Consider the following 6,987-nt stretch of genomic DNA (forward strand, 5'->3'; position numbering starts at 1 on the left):
ACCGAAGCGTTCTTGGCCGGGCACGTCAACGCGTTCACCTACATGGGCGGATCGAGCGCTCTCCTGGTCCCGGATAATCTGAGAACCGGCGTGACGCGCGCCGACCGCTACGACCCCGACATCAACACCGACTACGCCGACCTGGCGACCCACTACGGGACGGCGATCCTTCCCGCCCGCGTGCGCAAGCCCCGGGACAAGGCCAAGGTCGAGGCCGGTGTGCTCCACGCCTACCGTCTGATCCTGGCCCCGCTCCGCAAGCGCACCTTCTTCTCGCTCTCAGAGCTCAACGTCGAGATCGCGAGACTGCTCGAGATCTTGAACGACCGCCCGTTCAAGAAGCTTTCCGGCTCCAGGCGAAGCGTCTTTGACGAGCACGAGGCCGCGCTCCTGCGCCCACTGCCCGAGCACCCATACCGCTACCGCCGGCACAAGAGCGCCAAGGTGGGCATCGACTACCACGTCGAGGTCGCCCGCCACCGCTACTCGGTGCCCTACCACCTCATAAGCGAGACGGTCGAGGTCTTCATCGACGAGCGCACCGCCGAGATCTACCACAAGGGCGAGAGAGTGGCGCTGCACGTCAGAAGCCACATACGCGGCGGTTTCTCCACGACATCCGACCACATGCCCTCGTCGCATCGCGCACACGCCGAGTGGACACCCGAGCGCATCGAGAAGTGGGCGGCGGCCACCGGACCGGCGGCTGCCGCGTTCGCCAGAAGGATCATGGAGACCCGCGCCCACCCCGAGATCGGCTTCCGCAACTGCATGGGGCTCCTCAACCTGGGGCGCAAGTACGGCGATGCCCGTGTGGAGGCCGCCTGTGAGCGAGCGCTCACGTGTGGCGCGGACCGCTACCAGTCCGTGAGATCGATCCTGGAGAAAGGACTGGACACCGTGCCGCTTCCCGCACCACCGACGCCGCCTCCGGTGCCCGACCACGACAACCTGCGCGGTTCTGACTACTACGTCTGAGAAGGAGACACACCATGAACACAGCACTCACGATCGAGAGACTCTACGACATGCGCCTCGGCGCCATGGCCGAGGCGTACTCCACCGAGCTTGCACGCAGCGGGGACCCGGCCCTGGGATTCGCCGAGAGGTTCGGCCTCGTGGTCGAGCACCAGTGGGCCTTGCGCGAGGAGGGACGCCTCGCCAGGCGCCTGAAGAACGCGGGCCTGAAGGTCGACGCGTCCATCGAGGAGATCGACTTCACCGCGGCCAGGGGATTGGACCGCGCGGTGGTGGCCGACCTGGCCGAGCTCTCGTTCCTGAGAGGCGCCGGCAACGTCATCGTCACCGGCGCCACGGGACTCGGCAAGACCTACCTGGCCTGCGCGATCGCGGATCGGGCGTGTCGCCGCGGACACACCGCGCTCTACAAGAGGGTGGGCCGCCTGATCTTCGAGCTCTCACTGGCCCGAGCCGACGGGAGCTACCTCAAGGCCGTCGACAGGCTCGCGCGGGTCGAGCTGTTGATCCTCGACGACTGGGGACTGGCAGCGATCGAGGCACAGGCCGCCTCCGACCTCATGGACGTCATCGACGACCGGACCGGACGCTCCTCCACCATCGTGGGAAGCCAGCTGCCGGTCTCCGAGTGGCACCACCTGATCACCGACCCCAGCGTCGCCGACGCGCTTCTCGACCGGCTCGTGCACCGCTCGGTCAGGATCGAGCTGAAGGGAGGGTCGATGCGCAGAGAAACCCCCAAACGCCCCAGAAAGTTGACCTGAAGCCGGACACTCGCCACTCTGACAGACACAACGCGTCGCTTGACTCAGCCCCGTCCGGTTTCGACTGGAACGGTGTCCGGCTTCAACCGGTACGGGTGTCCGGATTCACTGGAATGCGCAGCCTGAACGTAGTCGAATCCCGGAAGACCGCCCAGCAGCGGCGACTGCACCGCCAAGCGAACGAGTTCACCACTCCGTCGACGCAAGAAGGCAGGCGGATGCCCAGCACTGCAGTAGGTGAGAACGCCCGAGTCGGTGTCGAGCACGCCGAGGAACACCGTGGAGAAGATGTCGCACGCGGTGACAGCCGCAAGCAGCTCGTTCGCCTTTCGGAGTGTGTCGGCTGGTCGCTGTCCGTCGAAGGCGTAGGCGCGAATCGCATGCTTCACCGTCATCATCAATCGTGCTGCTTCCAGGGCGCGGCCCGATACGTCTCCGATCACGATCGCGACCCGCCGATCGGGCAGGGGCAGTAGGTCGTAGAAATCACCACCAATCTCGGCGATCTCAGATGCCGACGTGTAGCTGGCGACATAGTCGATGCCGCGGACGCCCTCCGGCAGCTGCAGCAGCGCGCGCTGCATCGCGTTTGCGACTACTCTCTCACCTTGGAACAGCGCCGCCGTCTTCAGCGATTGGCTGACCGCAAACGCAACGTCCCTTACGAAGTCCAGCTCGGCTTGCGAGAAGCTCGCTCGCGGCTCGTTGTAGTGGAAGCTCAGGTCCCCGACGAGTTCCCCACGCAGGAAGATCGCACCGTCGATGAGGGCGCCGACGCCGTACCGTTCGGCGAGCGCCCTATTGACTCGAACATCCTTAGACGTATCCGGTATCGCAACGAGTTGGCTTGTCCGCTCTTCCTCCTGTGCGTACCAAACTTCCTCATTGGTAAAGGCCCGTCCGATCAGCTCTTTCAACCGTCCGTACGTTCTCTGCACGACCCAGAGGCCAGCCCGACGGGTGTAGATCACAGCGGAGTCGGCGTGGATGGCTCGCGACGTCTCGGCCAGCACGCGATCGAGAACGTCCTCGACATCCTGTTCCGACGCAACGACGGCCTCGATCTCTGCAAGAGCCCTGGACAGCCTCTCCCGCCCCCGCTGTTCCGTGACGTCCTGGAAGGCAGCCAGACCGCCGACGATATCGCCGGAATGGTCGCGGATCGGCACGGCTGCGTTCAGTATCGTGCCGCGCGTTCCGTCCATCCGCTGGATGTCTACGACTTGCGAGGCCGAGACGATACCGGTCGATACGGCCCGAGCGAGTGCCCAATCTTCGGGCTTCAACTCGTCCCCCGTTTCCGCCAGCCAGCCGCGGTACAAAGCGTACTCTGACACGCTGGCTCCCGTGGGTATTGGGCCACCCCAGATTCTTTCGGCCTCGCCATTCCTCTCGACGATCTGGCCGTCTCTATCGGCGATGATGATGCCCAGCGGGAGGGCTTCAATGAGGGCAAGGGTGTCCTTCAGCACGCTGAGAACACCAGGGCGACTGTCCTGCGGTGCTTGAGCGGCTGGCTCCATGAGAGATCCTCCTCGGCAAAGAGCAACGTCACGTTCGATCCTGCTTCGCGATGGAACCATGTGAGAACCGTGAAGCTGGCGCGGGAACCTCCACCACGACCGCTCGTGCGCTGGCCTCTTCCAGCAACGCGATGCTAACTCCAGTTTTCGTGCGGACACGGCCCCTGCACTTTCCCCCTCCCAGCCCACAGACGCAAACGGGGCACCCGGAGGTGCCCCGCGTTCAGTGCGATGGTCGGGCTTAGTGGACGCGTTTTGTTACCGCGGCAACTCAGGAATCGGGACCGAACAGGGTGCCCGGGTGAGCGGCCAGGTCACTCACTGGGACGGCTTCGATGTTCTCGGCGAGTGGATATCGCCTGGTGCCCGGATAGACGATCGCCACCCGATCGAGCCCGAGGTCTTCCAGCCCTATTCGAACCGACGCGGTGATCCTCGGGGCATCAGTGCGCTTGATCTCAACTCCAAGTAGACGCGCCCCGCGGCGAAGAACCAAGTCCATCTCTGCGCCTTGGTGCGTGGCCCAGAACCAGACGCCTTCGTGCGATTCATCGGCAATGAGTTGCTCGATGACAAAGCCCTCCCATGATGCGCCGACCTTTGGGTGCTCAAGCAGGTCCTTCTGCGCAGCGATGCCGAGCAACTGATGGAGTACTCCGCTGTCTCTCACATAGACCTTGGCGGACTTCACCTGGCGCTTCTTCAGGTTGGCGTAGTAGGGCTGGAGCTGCCGAACAACGAGCGCGTCGGTAAGCAGATCGAGGTAGCGTCGGATGGTCGGCTGACTGACATCCAAGGTTCGCGCTGCATCACTCGCGTTCCAGGTCTGACCGTGGTAGTGCGCAACGATCGTCCATAGCCGCCGAAGTGAGGTCGCTGGAACGCTCACGCCCCATTGAGGCAGATCGCGCTCAAGTAGCGTTTGGATGAACTGGCGACGCCAAGAGAGACTGTCGACCTCTGTGGTGGCCAGGAAGGAACGCGGGAAGCCACCACGCACCCAGAGCTTCTCCTGGTCATCCGCGCCAACTTCAGACAGCGAGAAGCCGCCAATCTCGATGCGCTCGACACGACCGGCGAGGCTCTCCGAACTCTGTCGCTCCAACTCCCCCGATGCGCTACCGAGTATCAGGAAACTCGCAGTTGACGGCTGTCGGTCGGCGAGGACTCGCAGCACCGGGAAGAGATCGGGACGCCGCTGCACCTCATCGATCACCACAAGCCCCTGAAGTGGCGCGAGTGCGGTCATCGGCGCGTCCAGTCGCGCGATGCTCGTGGGGTCTTCCAGATCGAAGTAGTTCACCGACTCGGGGCTCAGCAGTTCCCGCGCGAGCGTGGTCTTGCCGCACTGGCGCGGGCCGGACAACACGACCACCGGGGCGCGCCGAAGTGCCCTTTGCATTGAGTCGAGTATGTCTGAGCGAGCGATCATGTGCGCAGTGTACCATGAAATCGTGAAGCCCAATGTTATATTTGCATGGTTAGGGGACGCGCTCTCCGGAGCGGAAGCAGCGTAATCCCTCGCAGGAACCCCTGACGCGCGAAGCGGGACGGCAAACGCCGTCCCGCTTCGGCACGAAGAGCACGTGCGGCGGCGCCACACTGTGTGCTCTGTCAAGTGCTGGTCGACGTGATCGTACGCTATACGAACACACCCAAACTGATTCAGGCTCTCGAGGCCTGTGCTCGCACGATGGAAGCGTGATCACCGAACTTACAGGTTATACCAAGTCCTGGCCTTCTCTTCAAGCTTGAAGCTCGAGCAGACCGTGCTCTTTGAGTTTGCGCTTGAGCTCGCGAAGCACCTGTTCCAGATGCGGCAGTTCCTTGACCTGATGCACCAGTCGAGTCTCCCACATTCTCGCAAGTCCAGGTCGTCCGAGAGCCTCTCCCAACCGAGCAGGCTCAACACTCTTCGAGTTCGCTTTCTCGGCAAAGGCGGAGGGAATCTGCGGGAAGTCGATCTCGGATCGTCCCATCAGGAAGTGAAGGTCATAAACATCCCTGGGTTCAGTGCGGCCAATCACGGCGCAGAGCTTCTCGGTCAGGATCTCTTCAAGGGCGTAAGACCCGATCTCACGATCAATCCGATCGCTGTAGCTGGAAATGACCGGCTTGTTCACGACCGGGAAGACCAGTCGTTCGGTAACCGTGAAGTCGACTTTGACGTCTCGGCTGCCAAGACGAGCTTGAAGGGGCCCCACGAAGCTCACATACACCGTGAGGCTGTCGGCCCGTCGTTCGATCCGTCGCTCTGGCATCTCGAACTGAAAGCCTTCTCCTGTGGAAAGACGCCTCAGGGTCTCATCGACGATGGAGAGGACCGTGCCCGGTTCAACCGTGCCGACAACCGTAAAGTCGAGGTCCTCGGAGTATCGGTAGTCCGGAAAGTAGATCTTCTTGAGAGCGGTGCCGCCTTTGAAGGCCAGGTGCTCGCGAAGCGGCGAACTCGCCAACCCGAAGAGCAACCAGGTCAGGACATAGTCCTTCTCAATGACCCGGTCGCTCATCTGCTCTCTGTGGGCGACTTGCGATATCTCTCTTTGGGTGATCATGGGTGGTTCTTCCTAATCATCTTCATCATGTTGTTACGGCCGCCCTGAGCTCATCGGGGCTCAAGTTGACCCTGACTCGCCACTTCCTACGATGACGTCCTTCATCGGGAAGTGTGGGGTCAAAGAGGGTGTAGCTCGCCGACACGAGTCCTTGGAGTTCTTCACGTAGCTTGGGAGTGCCGAGTTCGAAGGTCTCAAGGAGAAAGCCCAGGCGCTTGGCGACACTCTTGCGGCCGAGTCGGGTTACGTAGCTACTGAGCCTGTCGAAATCGATCTCGTCGCGTTTGGCCCAGATGCCTCTGGCGACCTCGATGACGCCACCCGAGAGGTCCGGGCGATCCAGACAATCAACGATGGTGCGCTCAAGGTTGGAGACAAGTACTTTCTGAGTTGGAGTCACCCAGGCTGCTTCGCTCCCCCACATGTCTGCTGGCTTCGTGGTGACGAAGCGATAAGTAGCGCCGGCGATCTTCTTCTCTATCCGGCGCACTGGAGTTGAGACATACACGGTCAAGACCGGATTGGTCGTCATCTCGTGGATCTCTAGTCCCGAGAAGTGCGAGAGATAGTAGTCGGCCGGTTCGATCAGGTACTTGGCGACCACGAACCAGTTCTCGGAGTACTCCGCTTCCTCGCCTGCCGAGAGCGGCACGATGAGGTAGACACCGCGGTTCAGACGGATGAGCCACTTCTTCTTGATGAGCTTGGCGATAAGGAGATCAACCGCATGCTCAGAGGTCCCTGCCACCAATCGAGCATCCTCAGTGGTGAAGACCTGCTTGTCCTGGGATGCCAAATCAGCCAGGAACTTCGCTTCGGTCTGTCCTAGGGTCTTTGATAGTCTGGTCATCAGCTCGTTATGTGTCGTGTACATTATCTCTCCTATTAAGAGAGATTGTATACACCGGACATAACGCTGTCAAGACCAATCTCCCGCCTCGCCACCTTGAGCAAGGCTACTTTCGCGGTCCTCGCCACGTTCTAGACAAGCGGTCTTGGATCAATGCGGCGTCGAATGATTCCGGTGTCCATCGCGGACCCATGTTCCTGCGCGCCCAGTCGGCGAGTTCCTGACCCCATTCATCCACATGCGTATTCCGGTCGAAGTCGAACACCGTTCTTGCCGAAGCCGAACACGGTAACGCCGCAAGCCGAACACTGTAACGG

6 protein-coding genes are annotated in these 6,987 nt (G+C 61.8%); 2 read left to right on the plus strand and 4 right to left on the minus strand.

What is annotated here, in order from left to right; translation table 11 throughout:
* Both Q8K99_03385 and istB read left to right on the plus strand, forming a co-directional pair.
* A partial coding sequence (locus Q8K99_03385) for an IS21 family transposase (GenBank protein ID MDP2181591.1) occupies positions 1-978 on the plus strand: 978 nt, incomplete at its 5' end.
* A gap of 14 nt (positions 979-992) precedes the next feature.
* Positions 993-1,742, plus strand: a complete 750-nt coding sequence (gene istB, locus Q8K99_03390; GenBank protein MDP2181592.1) for an IS21-like element helper ATPase IstB — start codon at positions 993-995, stop codon at positions 1,740-1,742.
* A gap of 44 nt (positions 1,743-1,786) precedes the next feature.
* On the opposite strand, the gene Q8K99_03395 is transcribed toward istB, so the two are convergent.
* From Q8K99_03395 to Q8K99_03410, 4 genes are all read right to left on the minus strand, one after another.
* On the minus strand, positions 1,787-3,265 hold the full coding sequence (locus tag Q8K99_03395) for a SpoIIE family protein phosphatase (protein ID MDP2181593.1): 1,479 nt from the start codon (positions 3,263-3,265) through the stop codon (positions 1,787-1,789).
* Between the two features lie 271 nt (positions 3,266-3,536).
* Positions 3,537-4,697, minus strand: a complete 1,161-nt coding sequence (locus Q8K99_03400) for an ATP-binding protein (protein ID MDP2181594.1) — start codon at positions 4,695-4,697, stop codon at positions 3,537-3,539.
* Positions 4,698-5,010: 313 nt separating this feature from the next.
* Positions 5,011-5,820 (minus strand): nucleotidyl transferase AbiEii/AbiGii toxin family protein, encoded by an 810-nt coding sequence (locus Q8K99_03405; GenBank protein MDP2181595.1) that lies wholly within the window; start codon positions 5,818-5,820, stop codon positions 5,011-5,013.
* Positions 5,821-5,845: 25 nt separating this feature from the next.
* On the minus strand, positions 5,846-6,694 hold the full coding sequence (locus Q8K99_03410; GenBank protein ID MDP2181596.1) for a type IV toxin-antitoxin system AbiEi family antitoxin domain-containing protein: 849 nt from the start codon (positions 6,692-6,694) through the stop codon (positions 5,846-5,848).
* Positions 6,695-6,987: the final 293 nt, after the last annotated feature.

It is taken from the genome of Actinomycetota bacterium (assembly GCA_030682655.1).
In the GTDB taxonomy this organism is placed as follows: Bacteria; Actinomycetota; Coriobacteriia; order Anaerosomatales; family JAUXNU01; genus JAUXNU01.